Below are 22,340 nucleotides of genomic sequence, written 5' to 3' on the forward strand. Positions count from 1 at the left end.
ATGAAATCATCAGAGTGGATTGATATTTCACAACCGCTAAATAATGATATTGCCACTTGGCCAGGAGATACGCCGTTCTCGTATGAAGTTTCATGGTCAAAAGAAGAAAGTGGTTCAGTAAATGTCGGAAAGTTAACGATGAGTATTCATACAGGTACTCATATTGACGCACCGTTTCATTTTGATAATGATGGAAAGAAAGTAATAGATTTAGATGTTCAAGTTTATGTCGGTCCAGCACGGATCATTGATGTTTCTAATCTTGAAAGCATTGGGAAAAAGGAATTAGAAAACTTTCATTTAGAAGGCGTAGAACGCTTGTTGTTACGCACATCTTCACATGGTAAAGCGAATGAATTCCCAGTTGTAATCCCGCATTTACGTGCTGATATCGCACCATTTCTTTCTGAAAAGGGAATTCGTTTAATTGGGGTTGATGTACCATCAGTTGATCCATTAGATGATAAAGAATTAGCAGCGCACCATCAATTGTTTAAACATGGCATACACATTTTAGAAAATGTCGTACTAGATCATGTAGCAGACGGCGATTATGAATTAATCGCATTACCACTTGCCTTAACAGATGCAGATGGAAGTCCAGTTCGAGCAGTTATTAGACCAATATAAGTAGAATTATATAAAAAGGGGCAAAGGGGCGTTTGGCTAATATGAAAGAAAATGAAAAGGTAATTATGGAAAAAGGAATTCATACGGACTTTAAAGAGAATATGACGTACGGGGAGTATTTACAATTAGATAGTTTACTATCTTCTCAAAAGAGATTATCAGATCATCATGATGAAATGTTGTTTATCGTGATTCACCAAGCAAGTGAACTTTGGATGAAGCTTATTTTACATGAGTTAAACGCAGCAATCGAATCTATTAAAAATGATAAATTACAACCAGCTTTTAAAATGTTAGCACGTGTATCAAAAATTCAGTCGCAAATTATTCAATCTTGGGATATTCTTGCGACATTAACGCCATCAGAGTACATTGAGTTTCGTGATTCACTCGGTCAAGCTTCTGGTTTTCAATCGTATCAATATCGTATGATTGAGTATGCACTTGGCTATAAAACGCCTCACGCATTAAAAATTTATGAAAAAGATCCAGAATTACACGCTCGCCTTCATACAGCGCTACATACACCAAGTTTGTATGATGTCGCAATTCAAGCTCTTGTAAAAGAAGGATTCCCTATTCATAAAGATGTGTTAAACCGTGATATTACGCAGCCTTATGAAGAAGATGCAACGGTAGAAGCGGCATGGATAGAAGTGTATGCAGATGTGAAGAAATATTGGGATTTATATCAGCTTGCTGAAAAATTAATTGATATCGAAGATTGGCTACAACAATGGCGTTTCCGTCATATGAAAACGGTAGAACGCATTATCGGACATAAAATGGGAACAGGTGGATCTTCTGGTGTATCTTATTTGAAAAGGGTACTTGATCAATGTTTCTTCCCAGAGCTTTGGAATGTTCGTACAAAATTATAAAAAACAAACCTGTCAGTTTATTACTGGCAGGTTTGTTTTTTATTTGAACACATTTATGTTTTAATTAAAGCTACAAGATATAATAAATAAGGTAATGATTTAATTGGAGGTAAAGTGTTGGATTTCAAGCAACTAGAAAATAAATTTGAAAAGAAAAAAGTAAATACATTTCTCGTTTATCAAAAAGTTGAGCTAACAAATGAATATTATAAAACGATAGAATGTGCAAGTAATTTATATAAAATAAATTCGATTACAAAAAGTATTGTGTCCATATTAGTAGGTATTGCAATCGATAAAGGATATATAAATGATATACATACACCGATTACAGAATGGATTGAAAATGTATCTAATGAAAAGCAGGGTTTGACTCTTTATCATTTATTAACGATGACTACAGGTGAGGATTGGAAAGAGTTCGGAAATGGAGTAGTGTTCCCAAATGATTTTGTAGAATCGGAAAACTGGGTGCAGTACATATTAGAACAACCAATAATTGAAGAATCCGCTACAAAAATGAATTATAACTCAGGGTCTTCACATTTGCTTAGTTATATTATTCAAGAAGCTACTGGAATACCGACAGAACAGTTTGCGAAAAAATATTTATTTGATCCTTTACAAATTACTGAATATAAGTGGCAGCAAGATCCTCAAGGCATACATGTCGGCGGCTTCGGTATGAAAATGAAATCTAAAGATTTATTAAAGCTCGGAATATTATGTTTGCAGAATGGATATTGGCAGGGGAATGAAATTGTATCCTCGAAATGGTTAGAAGAATCAAGTACACCTCTATTTGAAACGTATGAACATGTCGGGGCATATGGATATCACTGGTGGGTATTGAATAACGAAAGATTTCACATACCGTATTGTATGTACTTTGCTATGGGGTACGGCGGACAATACATCGTTATCATACCTCAATTAGAGCTTGTTGCTGTAATAAGTAGTCATATGCCAAAACGTGGACTCGTTCCATTGAAATTATTTATTGAACATGTACAAGAGAATGATAAGTTGATATAAGAAGAGGAGAGAATGTATGAGAAGTGTAAAAACATTATCTTTATTTAGACTATGTTTAAGTCTTCTAGCATGTAGCGCCATTATTACGCAATTTATAATAAGGGCACAAGTGAAACCGTTCAATCCAGTTAACTTTTTTAGTTTCTTTACGATCGAAAGTAACATCTTAGTTGCATGTATTCTCCTTTTAAGTAGCATCGGAACAGCTACATTTGGTCGGTCAGAGCAGTTTAGTATACTTCGTGGTGCCGCAACTGTATATATACTTACGACAGGACTCATTTATTTTTTGCTATTAAGAGGATTAGAAGAATCACTTCAAACCGCAATACCATGGGTAAATACGGTGCTACATTATATCATGCCAATTGCCATGCTTTTAGATTGGATTATAAATCCACCTAATAAGAAAATCACTTGGAAACAAGCTGCAAGTTGGCTCTTATTCCCGTTCTTTTACGTTGTGTACAGCTTAATACGTGGCACGATTGTAAATTGGTATCCTTATCCGTTTTTAGATCCGAGAATAGGCGGATATGGTAGAGTACTTTTATACAGTATAGGGATAGCGATTGTAATTGGTGCTATTTGTATATTGGTAAGGTTTTTAGGGAATCGAGATTTTAGGAAAGAATTTTAGAAATGAAAGAAACCCCACTGTTAACATTTTAATAGTGGGGTTTCTTTCATTTTATCTACTTGTCTTATGAAACGACATTTTTATAAATTTATCCGTCTTCGTTTCAAACTCAACATCAACAAAAACACCATATTCTTTTCCATCTTCACGTAGCCACAATTTAAATTTTTCAACCGTTATTTGAACGGTTTTCGGTTTTCTACCTATATGAAGGTAATCAATAATCTCCGCTTTTGGGTATTGTTCTTTCGTCTTTTCTACAGCAAGTTTCCCCCATTTGGCATACGGAGGCTGCGCATGAACAATTGATGGGACAGTATATATATTTGAACATGTAGTTATGAACAAAATGACGAGTGCGATACGCTTTAACAATTTTTTCATGATGAACTCCTTTTATCTTTTTTTATATTGTTTACATATTTTTTCAACGATATGAGTTTGGATTTTTTTGTCTTCTTTACATAAAAGCGAGGCTTTTACAAAACATAACCAAGAAATCATTTACATAATTAAGGAGGGAAAATCATGCGTCAAAAAGCTATTTTTAAAATAGCAGTTTTACTTGCGTTCATAGGACTATCTTTGATGGTCAGTAGTATACAACTAAAAAATGTTGAAGCTTTTTCTAATCAAGTCATTCAAAGAGGAGCATCTGGCGAAGATGTCATTGAACTGCAATCTCGTTTGAAATATAACGGATTTTATACGGGAAAAGTGGATGGTGTTTTCGGATGGGGTACATACTGGGCACTTCGAAATTTTCAAGAGAAATTTGGACTACCTGTTGATGGTTTAGCTGGAGCTAAAACGAAGCAAATGCTAGTAAAAGCAACGAAGTATGACAAGTCAACAGCTAATAAAGGAACGACAACGAATAAAGGAAATAGTGGTGGTACTGCACAAGAAAATAAACCATCTCAAAATAAAGGGACAAATGTTCCAAATGGTTATTCTCAAAATGACATTCAGCTTATGGCAAACGCGGTATATGGAGAATCTCGTGGTGAACCGTACTTAGGGCAAGTTGCAGTAGCTGCGGTTATTTTAAATCGAGTTACAAGTGCATCATTCCCAAATACCGTTTCGGGTGTAATCTTTGAGCCAAGAGCATTTACAGCGGTAGCAGACGGACAAATATATTTAACGCCAAATGAAACAGCGAAAAAAGCTGTATTAGATGCAGTTAATGGATGGGATCCAACAGGAAATGCATTGTACTATTTCAATCCAGATACCGCAACAAGTAAATGGATTTGGACTCGTCCACAAATTAAAAAGATCGGGAAACATATTTTCTGTAAATAGAGCGGAGGTGGAATTGTGTTACGAGGTATTGTAATCGTATTATTAACAATCGGTGTAGTTGGAACTGGATACTGGGGCTATAAAGAGCACCAAGAGAAGAATGCAGTATTAATTCGAGCAGAAAATAGCTATCAACGTGCGTTTCATGATTTAGCGTATGAGGTTGATTTATTGCACGACAAAATTGGAACAACGCTTGCGATGAATTCACGTGCATCTTTATCACCTGCATTAGCAGACGTATGGAGAATAACATCTGTAGCTCGTTCGGATGTAGGACAACTGCCTTTAACATTAATGCCTTTTAATAAAACGGAAGAATTTTTAGCAAATATCGGTGATTTTAGTTACCGTGCAGCCATTCGTGATTTAGAAAAAGAGCCGTTAAATGATCAAGAATACAAAACGTTGGAAACTTTATATTCAAATGCAGGCAATATACAAGATGAACTAAGAAAAGTACAACATCTTGTTTTGAAAAATAATTTACGCTGGATGGATGTTGAGATGGCACTCGCATCAAATCGTGATCCTGCAGACAATACAATTATTGATGGATTAAAAACAGTAGAGAAAAACGTAACATCGTATTCGTCTACAAACTTCGGACCGACCTTTACTAGTGCGCAAAAAAATAAAAAAGGCGGATTTGAAGCAGAAGGAAAAGCAATTTCTAAAGATGAAGCAGCGAAAATTGCAAAATCGTTTTTGAACTTAAAAGGAAATGAAAAAGTAGATGTTGAGAAAAGCGGAAAAGGTGCGAAAGAATCTTTTTATAGTGTGAAAATTAAAGACGAAGCAACAAATAATGAGTTTTATATGGATATTACCGGAAAAGGCGGATATCCAATTTGGGTTATGAATAACCGAGAAATTAAAGAACAGAAAATTAGTTTAAACGATGCAGGAAGTAAAGGTTTGACATTTTTAAAGGACCACAAGTTTAATAATATGGAGCTTTTTGATAGCTCACAATATGATAACGTTGGTGTATTTACGTATGTAGTAAATGAGAATGGCGTACGAATTTATCCAGAAGCAATTCAAATGAAAATTGCTTTAGATGATGGTTCTATCGTTGGTTTTTCCGCAAAAGAATATTTAGCATCACACCAAAAACGAACAGTTCCCTCAGCAAAGCTAACTGCGGCAGAAGCAAGAAAGAAAATCAATCCAGATGTTAAAGTTATGGAAGAACGTAAAGCTGTCGTAGTAAATGATTTGCATAATGAAGTACTTTGCTATGAATTTGTAGGTACTTTACGGAAAGATACGTACCAAATTTTCATTAATGCAAATAGCGGAGCAGAGGAAAAAGTGAAGAAAATGCAAGCTGTTGAAAAAATTTATGATTAAACTTTAATAGTAAAGTGGTGAGAATAATGAAAATCTTAATATATATGTTGATGATTTGCTTTTTTATAACAGGATGCAGTATTGGAAAAAAGGACAATCCAAACGAAAAACCAGAGCAAAAAAATGTTTCGACGAAAAATGTTAATTATACAAACAAACCAAATAAGCCAAATGAAAAAGCAGCGGATCATTTAGCATCTTTAGCCGCAAGTGTGCCAGGTGTCAATGATGCAACAGCGGTAGTTGTGGGGAAATATGCTATTGTAGGTATTGATGTAAAAGCGAAACTCGATCGAACTCGCGTGGAGTCCATTAAATACTCTGTAGCAGAAAGTTTAAAAAACGATCCGGATGGTGCTAATGCAGTCGTTGTAGCGGATGTTGATACGTATGAGCGACTGAAACAAATTGGAAAGCAAATTAAAAAAGGAAAAACAGGTGAAGGTATACTTGATGAGTTAGCAGCAATTGTTGGCCGAGTAATGCCACAAGTTCCAAATGACATGATTGAAAATCGAGAAACGAATCCAATTAAAGATAATGATAAACAATTACCAAAAGATGAAGAACAAGAACTAAGAAAAGAACAGAATGACCAATCAAATAATCATTTGAATAAATAAAACTAACCCCGTACTAAAATGTACGGGGATTTTTCAATATAATATTTAATATTCAGTTTATTTTTAAGGGAATATATGGTTTAATTATGATGGGGGGGACAACTGTTATGATGAAAAAAAGCGCATTAATAGTATGTAGCTTATGCTTAGGTTTCAGTATGACAGCGTGTGAACAGAAGAAGGAAATGAAAAAACAAACAGCGACTTCTTCTACTGTGTTGGAAAGTGAGAAGAAAGAGACTATCAATATAAATCATTTCTCGAATATAAATGAAGGAATGACTTATATAGAAGTGAAAGATGTAATTGGTTTTGATGGTAATTTACTTATAGAAGAAGGTGTAGAAGATTCTACACAAATTAAACAAATTTTTTCATGGAAGGGAAGCGATCCAACTTCATTAGTTGAAATTACCTTTTTAGATGGAAAAGTGCATTCAAAAGCGCAGCAAGGTTTAAGTTAATAAGTTGAAAAATGGGAGAGTTTAGCATGAACATACATACAGGGGAAATTCAATTAGTTCCGTATAAGGAGAAATATAAAGAAGTTATACAAACATTTACTTTACCAAGTGAACAAGTTCAATTCACATCAGATCCAGGTGAATTATTGGAGAAAGCAAAAAGTGATCGAACAAAAAATGTGATTGTTATTTTAGATTACAATGGGGTACCTGTTGGTCTTTTCGCCTTGCAAACGGGAGATAGAGTACAGGAGTTCACAGATAATGAAAACGCTCTACTTTTAACTTCGTTTTCTATAAATCAAAATAGACAAAGAAAAGGATATGCTAAAAAGTCATTGGCTTTATTACAAGGGTTTGTAAAACGTTATTTTCCGATGAAAAATGAAGTTGTACTTGCTGTGAATGAAAAAAATATTCCTGCACAAAATTTATATGAAAAAGTCGGCTTCCAAGATAAAGGCTTTAGAAGAATGGGACCAATTGGTCAACAAATTATAATGCATTTATCCATCATGAAATAACGATAAAAAAAACTTACTCTTGCATAACAAAGTAGTAAGTTTTTTATTTTGAAAGACAAGAGAATAAATATTAAAAGGCTATATTTAAGAGTAAAGAAATTATAGCTAGTTACATAAAAAAATAAAGATACTTGAAAAGCATTAATTTTAGTTAGTTGTACAATCATTAAATAATACTTTTGGGGGTCATAGCTTTATGGAAATAATTCAATTACTAAAGAAGGATGACTTATTTAATAAGGCAGTAGATGTTTTTTGGAAAGAATGGGGTGAGGAAGGTGGGCGTGCTTTTTATGAAGATTGTATGACTAATGCTTTAACTGATCCAAATGACATACCAAGTTTTTACATTGCAAAAGTAGATGATAAGATTGTCGGAACGTATGCATTAATTCGCAATGATTTAAATAGTCGTCAAGATTTGAGCCCGTGGCTAGCGTGTTTGTTTGTAGATGAAAAATTTAGGGGCAACTCTATAGGAGCAAAATTGTTGAATCATGGACTGCTAGAAGCTGCAAAGAGAGGGTATCAATTTCTTTATCTTACTTCAGATCTTAACGGATATTATGAAAAATATGGATGGAAAGAAATTGGAGTTGCTTATGGGCCTAGTGGAGGGTACATACCTTTGTTTAAAAAGTCAACGGCTCTATAACGAAAGCACTTTTTATTCAACAAACAGGTGCTTTCGTTAAATGAAATTAAACACCAAGAACCTTACTACAATAAAATGTAGCAAGGTTCTTATAGGTTATATTAAATAACTTTACATCAACTTTGAAACACATTTAAACGAGGAGAAATGATATGACAATTTATATTACATTACTAAGAGGAATCAATGTAGGCGGGCATAAGGTAATCAAAATGGCGGATTTAAAACAAATGTTTGAATCAATAGAGTTAAAACAAGTAAAAACATATATTCAAAGCGGTAATATCGTGTTCGAATCTGAAAATGATGTTGATTTTTTAAATAAACGAATACAATCGGAAATTAAAAACGTTTTTGGTTTGGATGTTCCAGTCATGTTAAGAACACATGAGGAATTTATAAATATGATAAAAAGATGCCCCTATGAAGCCGATTCATTGCTAGAAGGTGAAAGTATACATGTTGCTTTCTTAGCAAACGAACTTTCTGAAAAAGAAAAAGATCAGCTGCTTATGCAAAAAAACGAGACTGAAGATTGCTATATTTATGAAAAAGTTGTGTATTTATTTTTCAAAAATAGCATTCGAAATTCTAAATTAATGAACCAGTTTCAGAAGTTACATACACCAGCTACAGTAAGAAATTGGCGGACTGTGAATAAATTAAAAGCGATAGTTGAGGGAATGTAAATATAAAAAGATGAGATTCACTTAGAGCAGATAAATGTTTAAGAGACTATGGTTATAGTATAAAATAAACGAATTAAGGGGTAGGTAAGATGGGGAAATTTATGAAAGACCAAAAGGTAGTTGCATTTACATTTGAAGGGTTGGCACCATGTACGGTTGTAAGAGTTGGTTGGATTTTTATCATGGTACAAGTAGAAGAAACGAAACATTTATATTCTGTAACAAAAAGTAAATTAACACCTATAGAGGAAGAGGAACACTACCTTTTAGAAGAGAGTATTGATGAAGAAGGGGTATTCGATATAGGTAGATTATTTGCTAAAATAGAAGCAGAAGACATGGACCTTGCAAAGAAATCATTTGAAGAAAATGAAGAATTCAAGAAATACGAAGATTTTCACAATCCATCAGAAGGAAAACTGTATGATGGAGAGTACTATACAACAATCAAAACAGGTAAAGAGCTACTAGAACAATACTTTAATCGTGAAGAGCTAGAGCGTAATGGTACTAATTAAATTAGATGTGAAAATCGTTAAAGGTCAAATCTCATTTATGTTAAGAATATAGACTAAAAAATTTTATATTTCATTATTGGGAGGAGAATATAATGGATTTGGTAAACAAATTTTTAAACGGCTTGAGAGCAGCATTATCAACAGATGATCTCGAAGCACTAAATAAATCGTGCGGTGCTACAAAAGGAGACATTGATATATTAAGGACGAAATATCCAAATTGTCCAGAATCATTAATCTCTTTACTTGAAAATATCGATGGTACATATTGGCGAAAATATGGAGAAAACGAAGTCACGGTATGTATTTTAGGTTCAGATGTTGAAGAGTATCCATATTATTTGCTTTCTACACAGGAGATGATTGAAAGTTCAAAAGAAGGAGAAGACGTCTCCTATCTTTTAGAATACCAAGATGAAGAGGATGCTGTTGACTCTAAAATAAATCCAAAAGGACTTCTCCCTGGCACATATATTCACTTTTCAGATTGCATGAACAACGGTGGAACATCCAAGCTGTATATTGATTTTAATCCTTCTGACGAAGGGGTATGTGGTCAAATTATTCGTTTTTTACATGACCCTGATGAATATGAAGTGATTGCAAACAGCTTTGATGAGTATTTACAGGATCTTATTGATGGTGATTTTAATTTTCTAGAAGAATCTCAATAATTTTTGAAGAATTACACTTCAACTAATGGGAGCTTTAGTTGAACAAGATTTAAACAAATTTATTATTTATATTTGTCTACAAACTCATTTAAAAGGTTAGAAATTAAACAACTTTAAAGAGCCTTACTACAATATGATTTGTAGTGAGGCTCTTATATTTTTTAATCAGAATTAAATAACATTATTATCACTTTACAAAATCTCATCTTTTTATTTATATTGTTTTGCGACTATAAGTTCGACGATAGGATAAATAAAGAACGAAGAACAAAGGGCGATAAAAAGAGGAAGATTCTTTATTTCATCGAGTAATAGGAATGCAAATCCTTCTGATAATATTAAAATAAAAAACATAAGGCATATAAGTACAAAATAAGCAATTTTAAAACTTTTATATTGTATTTGCTGTCCCATTTCATCTTTGCTTTCTTCTGATACTCCGTTTGGATCTCCCCACGTAATATGATTGATGAGGTAGCTAATTATTATTGCACTTGCGAAGATTGTTCCACCTAAAATCGCACCTTCAGAGATGTATTTATAGACTCCATGTATAAGTACTCCAAGTAACGATAAAACGATTGTTAGTAAAATGAAATTTTTGTGATTCATATTAGAAATAACACCTCCATAGTTGTAAAAAACTCTTTACATCCATAGTATAAAATTGGAAAAGTTTTATGTCAAATACTTTTTACATAAATGGTGCAAGAACATGATATTTTGTTTTTATGATTAATAAAAAATTACATTACATTTGAATGTAAAAGAATGGGCTCGCATATATTTGGAAGGGATGTCAGATTAATTTAGGGGGTAGTTATGTCTATTCTATTAAAAGCTGGTGCTGATGCAGGAAATAACGGTTTGAAGTTAATGGTGAAAGGGCAAGACCCTATTTTTATTCCGAGTATATATTCTTTATATATAGGAGAGCCTACAGGATTGTTAGATGAGAGTGATGTTTCATTATCCGAATTAGAAAATCACATTGACGTGACCATTAGTTCTCCATCACTAATGTTAAATAACGTGCGGTATATCGTTGGGGAAAAAGTCATTCAAGATCAATTAAAAGGCACTGAGGTTGAGAAGAAATCAAATAAGTCAACTGATGAGTTAATGGTTATTACAATTCTATCTGGTTTAGCAGTAAGTGCTATGCGTCAAAGTCCAACTTCAAGTCATATTAATATTCGTTATGATTTATCTGTTGCTCTTCCTATGCAGCTTATTACACAAGAAATAGCTGCGGAAAATGCGAAACGTTATATGGGGAATCATAAGGTTGTGTTCCATTATCCAAACGGACGTGATGTGACAATTAATATTTCAATCGAATATTGTAAATGCCTACCTGAGGGCGCTTCTGGTACGTGGGGCATTGTATATGATGAAGAAGGAAATGTTGTGAAACATAAAATAGAATGTGAACAAAATCAAGTTTCAGAAATTGATTTTGTTGATAAAACTTTATTGTCTTTTGATATTGGTGCAGGGACGACAGAAGAAGTAGTTTCACTAGGTGTGAACTTTAGACCACAACTAAGTAAGGGCTTATCATACGGTGTGAAAGAAACGTTACTACAAATTATTACAAGATGGAATCGGAAGTATCCAACAAAGACGATTGATAGTATTACAGAGTTTAACCAAATTTATTTAAATGAAAAGCACCCAAGAAATGCGTTACTAGTTGAAGAATCACAACCAGCATTATTAGGTTTAGCAGCGCGTGTCGCAACAGATATTATAAACAAAATTGATGACATGAAGGACGATCCATACGTATTTATTTATGGCGGGGGCGCAGTAATTATTAAAAACAGTTTAAAAATGATTTTAAAACAAAAAGGACGACTAACAAATGTAATCTTTGTAGATAATCCATTATTTACAAATGCACGTGGATTATTAGTCTACACTTGTTCGCCAAAATATAGAGAGCATAAGCAAAAAGAGTTAGGATTTACAAACTTAACGATAAGTTAGTTGGTGGAAGTATGCGATCTAGGCGATATAAACGTGGTGATCGAGTAAAAATCAATATTCATAAATCAGTATCACCTGAAATGATTGCATGGCTGAATAAACAATCAAACCCAACCAATTTCTTTTTCTTTGCAGCGCAGCAACTCTTTAAACAAGTAGGAGATATTGATGTGTCAAAAGCTATACCAAGTAGCCATGTTTTCTCATTATACGTGGAGCCATCATCTTTATTAAAGGTCGAAGTAAATCCCTTTAAAAACGTGCCACTAGAAGCTAATAAATCCACCGAAAATATAAAAAAAAAATCATGGGAATCTGTTGATCAATTAGATTGTCCGTTTTTTTAAACATAGAAAAAATAAGTATTGCCCATCACTATACATACGGATACAGTGATGGGCTTTTTTACATGTAACGAATAGAAGGGGCACGAATTATGGTGTGCCTCTTCTATTCGTTATTTATCTATATTTTAGATGTATGTTCAATAACTTCATGAATGATGTCTTCCCAGTCATCAGGATGATTTTCATGTCCTGCGCCTTCAAGGGTTAGTAGGACTGAGTTAGGAATTTCATCAATAAGTGCGAGACCATGTTCAAAAGGGAGTGCAGTATCGTCTGTTCCGTGAATAACTAATGTAGGTGCTTGTATGGAGTGAAGCACACCTTCATAAGCATCATCACCTTGAAGTAAAGCGTGATTAAACATACTTAATAGATTGTTTGCGCGTTCTATTTCTTGTTTTACTTGATTATAGACTCTTTTTTCATCAAATGTTCGTTTGGATCCACATAATAGGCGAGATCCGGAAACTAAATATTTTGCTACAACATTTTTATTTGTCCAATCTAAATGCGTGCCATTTGCGTGATGTGTTAAAATTCTTTCGTCCATCGGAGGTAAATCGCGCGTGTTATCGTCAGAGCCTATCACACTTGTAGCCAGTAATGTTAACGTTAAAATTCTTTCGGGATGTTTTACAGCAGCGATTTGAGCGATCATACCACCTAATGACATACCAAATAGATGTGCTTTATCAATATGATAAGCATCGAGTACCCCAATTGCATCTTCAGCCATATCTGTAACTGTATAATTGGAAGTTCCAGGCTCATATGTAACAGAGCATCCCACATCACGGTTATCAAAACGAATAACAAATTTCCCCGTGTTAGCCAACTGTTCACAAAACTCTTCATCCCAATAAACCATTGAACACGTAGCACCCATAATTAATAAAATAGCTGGGTTTTTAGGGTTCCCAAAGCTTTCTGTACATATATCAATCTCGTTTATTTTAAATATCTTTTCAGTCATAGAGTTCTCCCCATTTCTTTTGAATGTAATTGAAAATACAGTTTTGAGTGATTCTAAGGTGAGTGTACGTTTTTTTACGGAATTCATAACGCTTCTTACGTAATTACCCCCAAAAATAAGTTTATGATAATTCAAGGCAAAAAATTTTGAGAAATATTTGTATGTTATTAAAATAAATAGCAAGGAGGAATGGAAATGAAAGCAATTGTTATAGATCAATATGGTAGTGTTGAAGAATTAACAGAAAGACAAGTTTTAAAACCGGTTGTTAAAGATAACGAGGTATTAATACGCATTCTCGCAACATCTATTAATCCTGTTGATTGGAAAATAAGAAAAGGAGACTTACAACAACAGTTACGATTTTCATTTCCAATTATTTTAGGGTTGGATGTAGCTGGGGTTATTGAAGAAGTTGGGGAAGAGGTAGAGTGCTTCAAAGTAGGAGATAAAGTATTTACGAAACCTGAAAATATAGGGAAGGGCTCTTATGCTGAATTCATTACAGTAAAATCGGATTTAGTATCTTATATGCCTACTAATCTAAGTTTCGAAGAGGCAGCTTCTATTCCTCTTGCAGGACTTACAGCGTGGCAAAGTCTTGTAGATTACGCAAAAATAAAAAAACATGACCGAGTACTCATTCATGCTGGAGCTGGCGGAGTTGGAAGTTTAGCAATCCAAATCGCAAAATCATTTGGAGCTTTTGTTGCCACAACTGCAAGTAGTAAGAATGAAGAGTTTTTAAAGTCTTTAGGAGCGGATCTTGTTATTGATTATAAAAAAGATAAATTTGAAGAACTACTATTTGATTTTGATATTGTGTTAGATACAATAGGTGGTGAAGTACAAGAAAAAAGTTTTCAAATTATAAAACCTGGTGGTGTTTTCGTTTCGATTGTTCATGAGCCAATTCAAAAAGTAAAAGGGATAAAATCAGGTTTTTTATGGCTAAAACCAAATGGAAAGCAACTAGAAGAATTATCAAATTTAATTGTACATGGAAAAATAAAACCAATCATAAGTAAAGTTGTGCCGTTTTATGAAGCAGGGGTTAGAGAAGCTCATATTTTGAGTGAAGGTCAACATGTTAGAGGTAAAATTGTAATGAAAGTCGGAGGATAATGAAGATAGTGGCTTGTAGAGAAAGTGAAGTTGAACCAGGAAAAAACTTAGAAATAAATACTAGCCCAAAATTCACATTTTCATTTTGGGCTAGTATTTATTATTGGATATGTAATGTTATTTCAATAATATACAATTTCGTATTGTATCATGTAATTTCTCTAAACCAATCAACATATCTTTTTCATTTAACATTGAGTAGCTAATCCGTAATTGATTATTACTTATATCGGTATTTAATAGACAAGCTGTTCCTGGTAAAAAAGAGACATCTACTTCATTTGCTTTTTGTAATAAGGTAAAGGGATCTATCAAATCAGGAAGTGTAATCCATAAATTAAAGCCACCATTTGGTATTTCAAATCGTAATTCTTTAAGTGGTGATAACATATCAATCGTTATATCACGTCTAATTTGTAGAGCCGTACGTAATTTTTCTAAATGATTTTTCATACGTTCTGCACGTAAAAAAGGAAGGAGTGCTTTTTGCGTTAATAAAGGACTACCGATATCCATTGAACCTTTTACAGCATATAACCATTCAAAAATAGGCCCATCGGCAATAAGAGATGCGATACGCAATCCTGGTGCTAACGTTTTACTAAATCCTTTTATATATATTATATGACCGTTCGTATCAAATTTTTTGATAGGAGGGGGAATAGTAGCACCCTCAAAATATATTTCTCCGAAAGAATCATCTTCAATTATAAAAAACTCATATAGCTCTGCTAATTCTATAAGTTCCATTCGCCTTTCATTACTCATTACTGTACCTGTCGGGTTCTGGAAAGTTGGATTCGTATACAATAATACGGGATTTTTACTTTGACAAATATCATCGATTAAGTCGGATCGAACTCCATGATTATCAAGAGAAACTGGTATAATTTTAGCGCCTTTATTGATGAAAATATCAAGTGCAGAACTGTAACAAGGATTTTCCACTAATACAATATCACCAGGTTTTAATAATGTTTGAGCAATTAAATCAAGTCCTTGTTGTGCTCCGCTTGTAATTAATAATTGAGATGGATCGGTCACTAAATTTTGGTGTTCACTTAAGTAATTTGCTATTTCAACTCGCAGTTCATAATCACCCTGTACTGGCCCATAAGTTGCTAGGATCATCTGGTCTTTATGAAGTATTTTATGCATTTCGTCTGCTAAGAATGGATTTGGCAATAAACGAGGATATAAAATTGCTTGTGAAAAATCGTAATATTTTCGGTGCTGATTCATTGCATATTGAGATCGCATAACATTAATCGTTTTCGTTTGTTGCCATTTGTACGGAATTGGTTTGAAATCTTTCTTTACATGTTTATGTATATAAGCACCTTTTCCTTGCTCAATGCGTATATATTCTTTCTTTTCTAATTGCTTATATGCCTTACGAACAGTTAATAGGCTAATCTGCAAATCTTCGGCCATAGAGCGTAAAGATGGAAGGGAGTCACCATGCGCAAGCATGCCACTTTGTACTCTTTCAACGATTTGCATATATATTTGTTGGTAATACGGTATGTTGGATTCTTTACGAAGGACAATCTTCATGGTTTCACCTTTTTCGTTTTTATTTTATTAAAGCGAAAAATATAAAGAGAATCAACTACAATTTTTAGTAACTGTTATATACATAGATACACTGTTATACACCATACCTTCTATACTCATGTTAAGAGTAAAAAGGAGGAAGAAAAATGGTCATTTTCAATTATATTTTAGTATGTATTATTTTCGGAACAACATTTTTAACGATAAAAATCGGAATTGAAGCAGGAGCGCCCCCATTATTTTCAGCAGGAATTCGTTTCTTTTTAGCAGGCTTAATTCTGATGATTATATTTAAGTTAAAGCGAAAAGAAATTATTCCACATGTATTTTCAAAACGTATTATATATGCTGGTTTTTGCTTAACGTTTATGACATTCGCAACTTTGTACTGGGCGGAACAATATATTTCTTCAGGGTTAGCTGCTGTACTTTCTGCTACGGGGCCGATGATGATTTTATTATTACAAGCAAAGAGAAATAAGGCGAAATTACAAAAAGAGCAACTCGTAGCATTAATTATTGCACTAATAGGTGTTATTTTTGTTTCTTTACCAGGAATGCACCAAGAAATAAATCTCATATGGAGTATCGCTTGTTTTGTTTTAATAATAGGAGAGTTATTTTACGGAATAGGCTCTATTCGCTCAAAAGAAATACTTTCGGATTTACAAAGTGTGTCACCATTTCTCATTAATGGTATTCAAATGTTTTACGGAGGAGTTTTATTACTAATTATATCCGTCATAGTAGAACAACCGAGTGTATCTGTATTAGCTTCATGGAGTGTACAGTGGCCTATTTTATATCTTATCTTTATCGGATCAATTGGTGGGCACGGATTATATTATTGGCTCTTATCAAAAACAAACCCTGTATTCCCGTCAACGTGGTTATATGTATCACCGCTAATTGCTATTATTGTAGGATATATCATATTAGGAGAACCTTTAAATCCTACAATGGGCATAGGTGCTTGTTTTATTTTGGTTGGTGTATTTTTAGCTAATCGATCCACACTCCGGAGCTATTTCAAACAAGGGAAATTATTTGAGAAGGAAATGTAGTTGTATAAAGAAGCAGCCCTGTTATATATAGGGCTGCTTGAATTTTATTAACGATACGGATTGACTTTATTTATTGGAAAGGCGTAATATTATTAAGCTATATGAAAGAGAACTGTAAAAAGAGGGGAGTTATTATGAAAATGAATTGGACTGAAGTAAAGGAAAAAATTCGACCGCAAATTTCAAAACCATCATATGAAACTTGGTTTTCTAATACTACTGTTTTATTAGAGGATGATATATTAACGATTTATTGTCCGAATGAATTTGCACGTGACTGGTTAGAATCTCATTACAAAGAATTAGTATTTCATACATTAAGAGAAATGTTTAATACGACGTTTGAAATTCAGTTTGATTTATGTAATGACGAACCAAATAAATTGAAAGATGTTCAAAAAGAAAGGCTTAATAGCTGGGATGAAGTAAAGAAAGCATTAAGGCCAAAAGTAGCTGAGAAAACATTTATGACATGGATTAGAAATACAAATGCTATTATAGATGAGAATAAGTTAATAATCTTTTGTAAAGATGCTTTTCATCGTGATTTGCTTGAAGGTGAGTATAAAAATATAATTTCAAATACCGTACAGAAAATTACTAATGAAGAATATCAAATTTGGTTTGAAATAGGATCAAACGCCGCTTCAATATCACAAACTCATCATATGCAAAATAAGCAACTCACTTCCGGACAAGAGGAATCAAAAATAATTTGGAATCAAATAAAAGATAAAATACAAGTAACAATTTCAAGACCTTCATATGAAACATGGATCAAAGAAACGACAGCCAGTATACATGAAAATTCATTGACTATTTATTTTAAAAACGAATTTCAACAAGAGTGGGTTGAAAAGTCTTATAAAGATTTAATTTCGCATATAGCAAAAGAGTTAACTGGAAATACATATGAGCTTCAATTTGAATTAAAATCAAATACTATTGCAACCGATAATGGTGAAAAATCAAAATCATCTACTGAAAATACTATTTTCGAATTATGGGAGCAGTTCAAATCGTCCAATGATGATTTAAAATATAATAAAGTAGAAGATAGCGATAAACGCATTCAAGCTTTAGAAGAAAAAATAATGAAGTTGGAAAATGTAATAGATACATTAGTGGGAAAATTAGAGGTAGTAGAATTAAAAACACAGTTGGAAAAATAACCAACTGTGTTTTTTACTTAATTCGCTTTATTTATAAATCCTTTATAATGACGTTTCACAAGCTGACTTTCTAAAGTCTTCATTGTTTCAAGTGCTACACCGACGATGATAAGTAAGCTTGTACCACCGATTTGCGCAGAAGGTGGTAATGTAGCAATTTTCGTGAATACGAGCGGTAAAATTGAAATTGCGCCTAAGAAAATTGCACCGATAAATGTTAAACGGTATAAAATTTTAGTTACATATTGTTCTGTTGATTTACCAGGACGAATACCAGGTACATATCCATTTTGCTTTTTCAAATTCTCAGCCATTTGTTCAGGATTTACTTGAATGAATGCATAGAAGTATGTGAAAGCAACGATAAGACCGACATAAAGTGTCATTCCAATTGGATGTGCAAAATCAAGATTTGCAACTAACCATTTTGATACGCTTGAATCAGGGAAGAGCTGCGCAATTGTACGCGGCGTCATTAAAAATGCGGAAGCAAAGATTACTGGAATTACACCAGCACTATTTACTTTAAGAGGTAAATGAGTGTTTTTTGCTCCTTGATATTGATTGTTTCCTGAAACAGCTTTTGCATATTGAATTGGTATTTTACGCACGGCTTGTTGAATGTAAATAACGCCAACAACTATCGCTAAAATTACGAGACCAATTAAAACCATCTTTATGATGTGCATGAATAATTGATCGCCTGCATTTTGAAATTGTTGTAAATAAATTTGGTTCGCAACATTTGGAATCGCTGCAACAAGTCCTGCGAAGATAATCATCGAAATACCATTACCTACTCCGTTAGCGGTAATTTGTTCGCCTAACCAAAGTAAAAATGCAGTACCTGCAGTTAAAACTGTCGCAATAAATAAGTATGTAGTCCAGCTTTGATCTGTTATTAATTGCCCACCTGCTATATTATTAAAACCATAAGACATCCCAATGGATTGTATGAATGCGAGAATGATTGTAAAGTATCGAGTAAATTGAGCTGACTTCTTACGGCCCATTTCACCTTGCTTTGCCCATTCCGAAAATTTAGGTATAACGTCCATTTGTAGTAATTGTACTATGATGGAAGCTGTAATATATGGTGTAATACCTACAGCGAAGATCGAGAAGTGTTGCAATGCTCCTCCACCAAATACGTTTAGCATACCTAAAACGTTGGCTTGATCTTGTACCTTTAATACCTCTGCGTTAGTATGAGGAACTGGAATAAACGTGCCAATTCGAAAAACGATTAACATCGCCAATGTAAAAAGGATTTTCCTTCTTATCTCAGCTACTCTCATGAAATTTGAAATCGTACGAAACATTTTGTCGCCTCCTATATTTTTATCAGTTCAAAACTGATGATTATATCCCGATGAAGTAACCACAAACCTCCTTCCGCATTAAATTCATTTGACAAATGGAATTTTATACATTTTGTAGTTTTCATGGATATAAAAATATAAGGTGTTTTTTAGCGACCTATAAGCTTTTCGTAATCATTCAATACACATAATATATCGAATAAATTAACAAATGTACATACATACGCATGAAAAATGAATGAATAGGGGCATTTTTTACATTTATTTAATGCTAGATTGATAATTAGGAACGTTTTATGTAGTTGTATTGAAAGGATTCGGTGGAAAGTATTAGGGTGTAGCTGTAGCACATGATAACCTCAAGGAAATCTTCAAGGATGTTGAGAAAACTCATATATTTAGTCGTGAATTAGCGAAACTATTAAAGCAAGAAAAGATTTGATTGAAATAGTAGTGAAGGAAAATCTTTTTTCTATAGAGAATATTTCTAACGCAGGAATCTAAGTATATAGGTTCTAATGAAAGGAGAATTCACATGAATATATTTGTAAATGACAAGTTTTATGAAACGAGAAATCAATTATTTGAGGAAATTACTTTGTTAAGTGATGCTCAATTTAATAAAAAACCAGATAAGGATAAATGGAGTATAGCACAAGTTTGTCATCACTTAGTTTTATTAGATGAGAGAGTTATAACGGTTATTTCGTCAGGATTAAAAAAGATGGATAGTTTCCAAAATGAGCGTAAAGAAATTCACAATATTGTATTAGATAGATCGATAAAATTTATAGCACCAGAAATGATTGAACCAAGTATAGAACCATTTGAAGTGCTGCAAATGGTTGATTTGTTAAACGACTCTAGAAAAGAATTGATGCGTTTTCTGAGTACAATAGAAGATGAATCTAAATTAGCAAAAAAATCAGTGATCCATCCAGCTCTTGGAGAATTACTTCTTGATCAGTGGATAGAGTTAATCTATTTGCATGAACAGCGTCATATAGAACAAATCAAAGAGATAAAGTTGCTTTGTGAAGTTGAAAAGTAAAAATTATTATCTATTTATTGAGCGATTTAGGATAGCATCAAGGGTTCGAGTGATAAAATACAAATCCTGATTAAAATTATGATGAATTTAGTTGAAAGAAACCAATGAGCAGAAGGAAATAAGAAACTAGCAGATCTTACTCTTGAAAAGGAAACGAACATTCGAAAAAAACTGAATCCGAATTACTGTATAAGTGTAACCTCGTCTTAAATGAAGGCGGGGTTATTATTTTTGGAAATGATCTCAGCATTTTCATTTAGAAGGAAATAAATTAGCAATGAAATCCGAAAATGTAATCAGCATTACACACTATATCTTTAAGTTATAATGATTTTCGGAAATGAGTTATATGTCCATAATTTTGAAAGTACATATACATCTACCATTGGTTTAGCGCTCTTCACACGTTGGAGGAAGAAGTAAATACTATTCTGCTAGGGGGTATATGCATTTTATTCTCTATATTTTCACAACAGAACCACCTCCAAAATTATCTTTTGCAGTTGAATTTTTCCGAATAATAAGTTACATTTTTAAAGTTCAAGCAACTTTATAGCAGTACAAAAAGGGGAGAAATATTGTCATTATGCAAAAAATGAAATGGAAGAACTATGTATGCTATTTTATTATTCTTATGCTTCTTGTAACAGCAGTAACAGCCAAACCAGCTATTTCTAAGGCTGAGGAATCTGATGTTAATATTACATTGTTAGGTACGGCAGATATTCATGGTAGATTTATGCCTTGGGATTATGCACTTGATGGAGCAAATACGAGTGGAAGTTTAACGCAGCTTTATACGGTTATAAAGAAGGTGCGTCAGGAAAATCCGAATACCATATTATTAGATGCCGGGGACACAATTCAAGGAAACTCAGTAGAATTATTCAATGATAAGCCACAATCTCCAATGATGGTAGCGATGAATACAATGGGATATGATGCTTGGGCATTTGGAAATCATGAATTCAACTTTGGATTAGATACATTAAAAAAAGTCAGTGAGCAATATAAGGGAAAGACGTTAGCAGGAAACATTTATAAGGAAAATGGAGAGCGTTTTCTTCCTGCATATACGATTGTTGAAAAAGGTGGAATTAAAGTTGGAATTATTGGTATGAATACACCAATGATTAGTGATTTTGAAAAAGGGACAGATCATTTGGATGGTTTAGTGGTGAAAAATCCAGTAGAAGAGACAAAAAAGGCAATTAAAGAATTAGAAGGTAAAGTAGATGTAATGGTAGGGGTTATGCATATGGGACTAGAAAATGAGAATGGAATCCCTGGTACTGGGGTTCAAGATATTGCGAATGCTTGTCCGGAACTAAGCACTATTTTTGCAGCTCATATGCATAAACTTGTAAAAAAAGAAGTTGTAAATGGTGTTATTATTACAGAACCAGATAAATATGGAACGCATATCTCACGTATTGACCTTACTTTTACAAAGCAAGATGGAAAGCCGGTTTTAAAAAATAAAACAGCTACCGCTATACCTGTAAAAAATGCTGATGGAACAACGGTATTATCTGATCCTACACTTGAAGAAACATTAACTCCTTTTCACGAGTATGCGAGAGGAGATGCAAATGTTGTAGTCGCTCAATTAAAGGGTAGAAATCTAGTTCCTGAAAATGAAATAAAAGGTATTCCAAGTGTGCAAATTCAAGAGACACCTTTATCAGATTTCTTTCATGAAGTCATGCTCTATTACAGCAAGGCAGATGTAGTAGCTCA

The 22,340-nt window shown here is 33.4% G+C and carries 25 protein-coding genes; 20 read left to right on the plus strand and 5 right to left on the minus strand.

Annotation, left to right across the window (positions count from 1 at the left end; all coding sequences use genetic code 11):
• The 4 genes from kynB to JDS82_RS07725 all read left to right on the plus strand — a co-directional run bounded on the left by kynB (position 1) and on the right by JDS82_RS07725 (position 3,186).
• A complete protein-coding gene (gene kynB / locus JDS82_RS07710) occupies positions 1-630 on the plus strand; it encodes an arylformamidase (protein WP_000842468.1) in 630 nt (209 codons plus the stop codon).
• Between the two features lie 41 nt (positions 631-671).
• Positions 672-1,511, plus strand: a complete 840-nt coding sequence (gene kynA / locus JDS82_RS07715; protein ID WP_000661951.1) for a tryptophan 2,3-dioxygenase — start codon at positions 672-674, stop codon at positions 1,509-1,511.
• A 117-nt stretch (positions 1,512-1,628) separates the two neighbouring features.
• Positions 1,629-2,546 carry a serine hydrolase domain-containing protein gene (locus JDS82_RS07720; RefSeq protein ID WP_199712977.1) on the plus strand — a complete coding sequence of 306 codons (918 nt, stop codon included), beginning with the start codon at positions 1,629-1,631 and terminating at the stop codon, positions 2,544-2,546.
• A 16-nt stretch (positions 2,547-2,562) separates the two neighbouring features.
• The gene (locus JDS82_RS07725) at positions 2,563-3,186 is read left to right on the plus strand and encodes a Pr6Pr family membrane protein (protein WP_001258051.1); all 624 of its coding nucleotides are present in this window, start codon (positions 2,563-2,565) and stop codon (positions 3,184-3,186) included.
• A 51-nt stretch (positions 3,187-3,237) separates the two neighbouring features.
• Here JDS82_RS07725 and JDS82_RS07730 read toward each other — a convergent pair whose 3' ends face one another.
• Complete coding sequence (locus JDS82_RS07730; RefSeq protein WP_000734891.1) at positions 3,238-3,570, minus strand: DUF3889 domain-containing protein; 333 nt, start codon at positions 3,568-3,570, stop codon at positions 3,238-3,240.
• Between the two features lie 144 nt (positions 3,571-3,714).
• Between JDS82_RS07730 and sleB the strand changes: the two genes are divergently transcribed.
• The 9 genes from sleB (at position 3,715) to JDS82_RS07775 (ending at position 9,997) form a co-directional block, all read left to right on the plus strand.
• The gene (gene sleB, locus JDS82_RS07735; RefSeq protein WP_001249054.1) at positions 3,715-4,494 is read left to right on the plus strand and encodes a spore cortex-lytic enzyme; all 780 of its coding nucleotides are present in this window, start codon (positions 3,715-3,717) and stop codon (positions 4,492-4,494) included.
• Between the two features lie 15 nt (positions 4,495-4,509).
• On the plus strand, positions 4,510-5,850 hold the full coding sequence (gene ypeB, locus JDS82_RS07740; RefSeq protein WP_061672233.1) for a germination protein YpeB: 1,341 nt from the start codon (positions 4,510-4,512) through the stop codon (positions 5,848-5,850).
• 26 nt (positions 5,851-5,876) lie between these two features.
• Complete coding sequence (locus JDS82_RS07745) at positions 5,877-6,473, plus strand: YhcN/YlaJ family sporulation lipoprotein (RefSeq protein WP_048566278.1); 597 nt, start codon at positions 5,877-5,879, stop codon at positions 6,471-6,473.
• A gap of 107 nt (positions 6,474-6,580) precedes the next feature.
• Positions 6,581-6,937, plus strand: a complete 357-nt coding sequence (locus tag JDS82_RS07750) for a hypothetical protein (RefSeq protein WP_048566279.1) — start codon at positions 6,581-6,583, stop codon at positions 6,935-6,937.
• Between the two features lie 26 nt (positions 6,938-6,963).
• The gene (locus tag JDS82_RS07755) at positions 6,964-7,461 is read left to right on the plus strand and encodes a GNAT family N-acetyltransferase (RefSeq protein ID WP_061672234.1); all 498 of its coding nucleotides are present in this window, start codon (positions 6,964-6,966) and stop codon (positions 7,459-7,461) included.
• Between the two features lie 196 nt (positions 7,462-7,657).
• On the plus strand, positions 7,658-8,116 hold the full coding sequence (locus JDS82_RS07760) for a GNAT family N-acetyltransferase (protein ID WP_199712978.1): 459 nt from the start codon (positions 7,658-7,660) through the stop codon (positions 8,114-8,116).
• 152 nt (positions 8,117-8,268) lie between these two features.
• On the plus strand, positions 8,269-8,805 hold the full coding sequence (locus tag JDS82_RS07765; protein WP_199712979.1) for a DUF1697 domain-containing protein: 537 nt from the start codon (positions 8,269-8,271) through the stop codon (positions 8,803-8,805).
• Positions 8,806-8,894: 89 nt separating this feature from the next.
• The gene (locus tag JDS82_RS07770) at positions 8,895-9,323 is read left to right on the plus strand and encodes a hypothetical protein (protein WP_199712980.1); all 429 of its coding nucleotides are present in this window, start codon (positions 8,895-8,897) and stop codon (positions 9,321-9,323) included.
• A gap of 92 nt (positions 9,324-9,415) precedes the next feature.
• A complete protein-coding gene (locus tag JDS82_RS07775) occupies positions 9,416-9,997 on the plus strand; it encodes an SMI1/KNR4 family protein (protein WP_075307303.1) in 582 nt (193 codons plus the stop codon).
• A gap of 210 nt (positions 9,998-10,207) precedes the next feature.
• Here JDS82_RS07775 and JDS82_RS07780 read toward each other — a convergent pair whose 3' ends face one another.
• Positions 10,208-10,609, minus strand: coding sequence for a hypothetical protein (locus JDS82_RS07780; protein ID WP_061672237.1), 402 nt, complete (start codon positions 10,607-10,609; stop codon positions 10,208-10,210).
• A gap of 210 nt (positions 10,610-10,819) precedes the next feature.
• Here JDS82_RS07780 and JDS82_RS07785 point away from each other — a divergent pair, with 210 nt between their 5' ends.
• Both JDS82_RS07785 and JDS82_RS07790 read left to right on the plus strand, forming a co-directional pair.
• Positions 10,820-11,989 (plus strand): ParM/StbA family protein, encoded by a 1,170-nt coding sequence (locus tag JDS82_RS07785; protein WP_000025617.1) that lies wholly within the window; start codon positions 10,820-10,822, stop codon positions 11,987-11,989.
• A gap of 11 nt (positions 11,990-12,000) precedes the next feature.
• On the plus strand, positions 12,001-12,336 hold the full coding sequence (locus JDS82_RS07790) for a hypothetical protein (protein WP_001257748.1): 336 nt from the start codon (positions 12,001-12,003) through the stop codon (positions 12,334-12,336).
• Positions 12,337-12,454: 118 nt separating this feature from the next.
• Here the strand turns inward: JDS82_RS07790 and mle are convergent, their stop codons facing one another.
• Complete coding sequence (gene mle / locus JDS82_RS07795; protein WP_075307293.1) at positions 12,455-13,309, minus strand: BCA family alpha/beta fold macrolide esterase; 855 nt, start codon at positions 13,307-13,309, stop codon at positions 12,455-12,457.
• A 195-nt stretch (positions 13,310-13,504) separates the two neighbouring features.
• Between mle and JDS82_RS07800 the strand changes: the two genes are divergently transcribed.
• The gene (locus JDS82_RS07800; protein ID WP_199712981.1) at positions 13,505-14,434 is read left to right on the plus strand and encodes an NADP-dependent oxidoreductase; all 930 of its coding nucleotides are present in this window, start codon (positions 13,505-13,507) and stop codon (positions 14,432-14,434) included.
• A gap of 117 nt (positions 14,435-14,551) precedes the next feature.
• Here the strand turns inward: JDS82_RS07800 and pdxR are convergent, their stop codons facing one another.
• Positions 14,552-15,991, minus strand: a complete 1,440-nt coding sequence (pdxR, locus tag JDS82_RS07805) for a MocR-like pyridoxine biosynthesis transcription factor PdxR (RefSeq protein ID WP_199712983.1) — start codon at positions 15,989-15,991, stop codon at positions 14,552-14,554.
• Positions 15,992-16,137: 146 nt separating this feature from the next.
• On the opposite strand from pdxR, the gene JDS82_RS07810 reads away from it, so the two are divergent.
• On the plus strand, positions 16,138-17,055 hold the full coding sequence (locus tag JDS82_RS07810) for a DMT family transporter (RefSeq protein ID WP_199712985.1): 918 nt from the start codon (positions 16,138-16,140) through the stop codon (positions 17,053-17,055).
• A gap of 134 nt (positions 17,056-17,189) precedes the next feature.
• Positions 17,190-18,227 (plus strand): DnaA N-terminal domain-containing protein, encoded by a 1,038-nt coding sequence (locus JDS82_RS07815; protein WP_199712987.1) that lies wholly within the window; start codon positions 17,190-17,192, stop codon positions 18,225-18,227.
• A gap of 17 nt (positions 18,228-18,244) precedes the next feature.
• Here JDS82_RS07815 and secY read toward each other — a convergent pair whose 3' ends face one another.
• Entirely contained in the window at positions 18,245-19,549 is a 1,305-nt protein-coding gene (gene secY / locus JDS82_RS07820) for a preprotein translocase subunit SecY (protein ID WP_000490148.1), read from the minus strand.
• A 535-nt stretch (positions 19,550-20,084) separates the two neighbouring features.
• Between secY and JDS82_RS07825 the strand changes: the two genes are divergently transcribed.
• Positions 20,085-20,600 (plus strand): DinB family protein, encoded by a 516-nt coding sequence (locus JDS82_RS07825; protein WP_199712995.1) that lies wholly within the window; start codon positions 20,085-20,087, stop codon positions 20,598-20,600.
• 586 nt (positions 20,601-21,186) lie between these two features.
• A partial coding sequence (locus JDS82_RS07830; protein ID WP_199713003.1) for a metallophosphoesterase occupies positions 21,187-22,340 on the plus strand: 1,154 nt, incomplete at its 3' end.

This window comes from Bacillus cereus group sp. N14, assembly GCF_016483555.1.
GTDB lineage: Bacteria > Bacillota > Bacilli > Bacillales > Bacillaceae_G > Bacillus_A > Bacillus_A wiedmannii.

What these genes read in the sequence shown, in the direction of transcription:
- kynB (WP_000842468.1), top strand. Translation starts at nt 1, where the DNA reads ATGAAATCATCAGAGTGGATTGATATTTCACAACCGCTAAATAATGAT.
- kynA (WP_000661951.1), top strand. Translation starts at nt 672, where the DNA reads ATGAAAGAAAATGAAAAGGTAATTATGGAAAAAGGAATTCATACGGAC.
- JDS82_RS07725 (WP_001258051.1), top strand. Translation starts at nt 2,563, where the DNA reads ATGAGAAGTGTAAAAACATTATCTTTATTTAGACTATGTTTAAGTCTT.
- JDS82_RS07730 (WP_000734891.1), bottom strand. Translation starts at nt 3,570, where the DNA reads ATGAAAAAATTGTTAAAGCGTATCGCACTCGTCATTTTGTTCATAACT.
- sleB (WP_001249054.1), top strand. Translation starts at nt 3,715, where the DNA reads ATGCGTCAAAAAGCTATTTTTAAAATAGCAGTTTTACTTGCGTTCATA.
- JDS82_RS07745 (WP_048566278.1), top strand. Translation starts at nt 5,877, where the DNA reads ATGAAAATCTTAATATATATGTTGATGATTTGCTTTTTTATAACAGGA.
- JDS82_RS07750 (WP_048566279.1), top strand. Translation starts at nt 6,581, where the DNA reads ATGATGAAAAAAAGCGCATTAATAGTATGTAGCTTATGCTTAGGTTTC.
- JDS82_RS07755 (WP_061672234.1), top strand. Translation starts at nt 6,964, where the DNA reads ATGAACATACATACAGGGGAAATTCAATTAGTTCCGTATAAGGAGAAA.
- JDS82_RS07760 (WP_199712978.1), top strand. Translation starts at nt 7,658, where the DNA reads ATGGAAATAATTCAATTACTAAAGAAGGATGACTTATTTAATAAGGCA.
- JDS82_RS07765 (WP_199712979.1), top strand. Translation starts at nt 8,269, where the DNA reads ATGACAATTTATATTACATTACTAAGAGGAATCAATGTAGGCGGGCAT.
- JDS82_RS07770 (WP_199712980.1), top strand. Translation starts at nt 8,895, where the DNA reads ATGGGGAAATTTATGAAAGACCAAAAGGTAGTTGCATTTACATTTGAA.
- JDS82_RS07775 (WP_075307303.1), top strand. Translation starts at nt 9,416, where the DNA reads ATGGATTTGGTAAACAAATTTTTAAACGGCTTGAGAGCAGCATTATCA.
- JDS82_RS07780 (WP_061672237.1), bottom strand. Translation starts at nt 10,609, where the DNA reads ATGAATCACAAAAATTTCATTTTACTAACAATCGTTTTATCGTTACTT.
- JDS82_RS07785 (WP_000025617.1), top strand. Translation starts at nt 10,820, where the DNA reads ATGTCTATTCTATTAAAAGCTGGTGCTGATGCAGGAAATAACGGTTTG.
- JDS82_RS07790 (WP_001257748.1), top strand. Translation starts at nt 12,001, where the DNA reads ATGCGATCTAGGCGATATAAACGTGGTGATCGAGTAAAAATCAATATT.
- mle (WP_075307293.1), bottom strand. Translation starts at nt 13,309, where the DNA reads ATGACTGAAAAGATATTTAAAATAAACGAGATTGATATATGTACAGAA.
- JDS82_RS07800 (WP_199712981.1), top strand. Translation starts at nt 13,505, where the DNA reads ATGAAAGCAATTGTTATAGATCAATATGGTAGTGTTGAAGAATTAACA.
- pdxR (WP_199712983.1), bottom strand. Translation starts at nt 15,991, where the DNA reads ATGAAGATTGTCCTTCGTAAAGAATCCAACATACCGTATTACCAACAA.
- JDS82_RS07810 (WP_199712985.1), top strand. Translation starts at nt 16,138, where the DNA reads ATGGTCATTTTCAATTATATTTTAGTATGTATTATTTTCGGAACAACA.
- JDS82_RS07815 (WP_199712987.1), top strand. Translation starts at nt 17,190, where the DNA reads ATGAAAATGAATTGGACTGAAGTAAAGGAAAAAATTCGACCGCAAATT.
- secY (WP_000490148.1), bottom strand. Translation starts at nt 19,549, where the DNA reads ATGTTTCGTACGATTTCAAATTTCATGAGAGTAGCTGAGATAAGAAGG.
- JDS82_RS07825 (WP_199712995.1), top strand. Translation starts at nt 20,085, where the DNA reads ATGAATATATTTGTAAATGACAAGTTTTATGAAACGAGAAATCAATTA.